Source organism: Streptomyces sp. NPDC002044, from assembly GCF_040296725.1.
Lineage (GTDB): Bacteria > Actinomycetota > Actinomycetes > Streptomycetales > Streptomycetaceae > Streptomyces > Streptomyces antarcticus.
This window is the reverse complement of the sequence record NZ_JBEOXU010000341.1, coordinates 1-1010: the sequence shown is the minus strand read 5'-3', so window position 1 is coordinate 1010 and position 1010 is coordinate 1. Positions and strand designations below refer to the sequence as shown.

At 74.0% G+C, this 1010-nt stretch carries 2 protein-coding genes; both read left to right on the top strand.

The annotated features are described in order from the left end of the window. The first annotated feature begins 108 nt into the window (after positions 1 to 108). Positions 109 to 330 (top strand): hypothetical protein, encoded by a 222-nt coding sequence (locus ABT106_RS32085; protein ID WP_351284611.1) that lies wholly within the window; start codon positions 109 to 111, stop codon positions 328 to 330. A gap of 53 nt (positions 331 to 383) precedes the next feature. Then, positions 384 to 1010: TerD family protein (locus tag ABT106_RS32080; protein WP_351284608.1), on the top strand; the 627-nt coding region annotated here is incomplete at its 3' end.

Below are 1010 nucleotides of genomic sequence, written 5' to 3'. Positions count from 1 at the left end.
TGCCGTACAGCTTCTTCTCGCCGAAGGCGCCGTACGCCGTCAGGACCCCCTTCTCGGGGTCGCGCAAAAGCCGTTGCCGCCCCGCCCCCGGCCGGGCAGGCTGCGGCCATGCCGAAACCGCACGGATTCACGTACGAACAACGGGGCGAGCACTGCGTCGCCATCACCCACCAGGGCCGCGCCGCGGCGACCCTGCGCGGGAACCGCGCCGCCGCGTTCCTCGCCGAGGTGGCGTCCGGGGACCCGCAGCTCGTGATGGCCCGCTGGACGGGCTCGTACAAGTTCGGCAACGAGCGCGTGGCGAGGAACCACCCGCGCAACCGCCGCTGAAATCTCTCGCGAGGGTAAGGGAACGGCAAAGCACCTCCGGTCGTTCTCCCGGCATGACCGCTATGACCCCTGGATCCAACCTGCCGCTCAACGCCGTCCGCGTGACGGTCGACGTGGCGGCGCCGGTACGGCTCGACGTATCGGCCCTGCTCCTCACGGCGGACGGCAAGGTGCGCTCCGACGCCGACTTCATCTTCTTCAACCAGCCCTCCGGGCCCGGTGTCGCCTACCGGTCCGGCGGCGGTTCGGCGCCGGACTCGATCACCGTGGACACCGCCTCGGTACCGCCGGGCATCGAGCGCATCGTGGTCACGGCCAGCCCCGACGCCGCGGGGCAGTCCTTCCAGGGCATCGAGCCCACCGCCACCGTGCGCGACGCGGACGGCGGCACGGTGATCTCCACCTTCACCCCGCCGCAGCTGGGCACCGAGACCGCGCTCGTCGTCGTCGAGGTCTACCAGCGCGGCGGCGTGTGGAAGGTCCGCGCGGTCGGCCAGGGGTACGCGAACGGCCTCGCCGGCATCGCCACCGACTTCGGCGTCTCCGTCGAGGAGGAGCCGGCCCCCGCGGCCGCCGCCCCGGTCGCCCCGCCCGCGCCCCCGGCCCAGCCCGCCCCGCCCGTCCACCCCGTCTCCCCCTGGCTCGGCGGTGCGACGACGCCCGCCCCGGCCGCTCCGGTC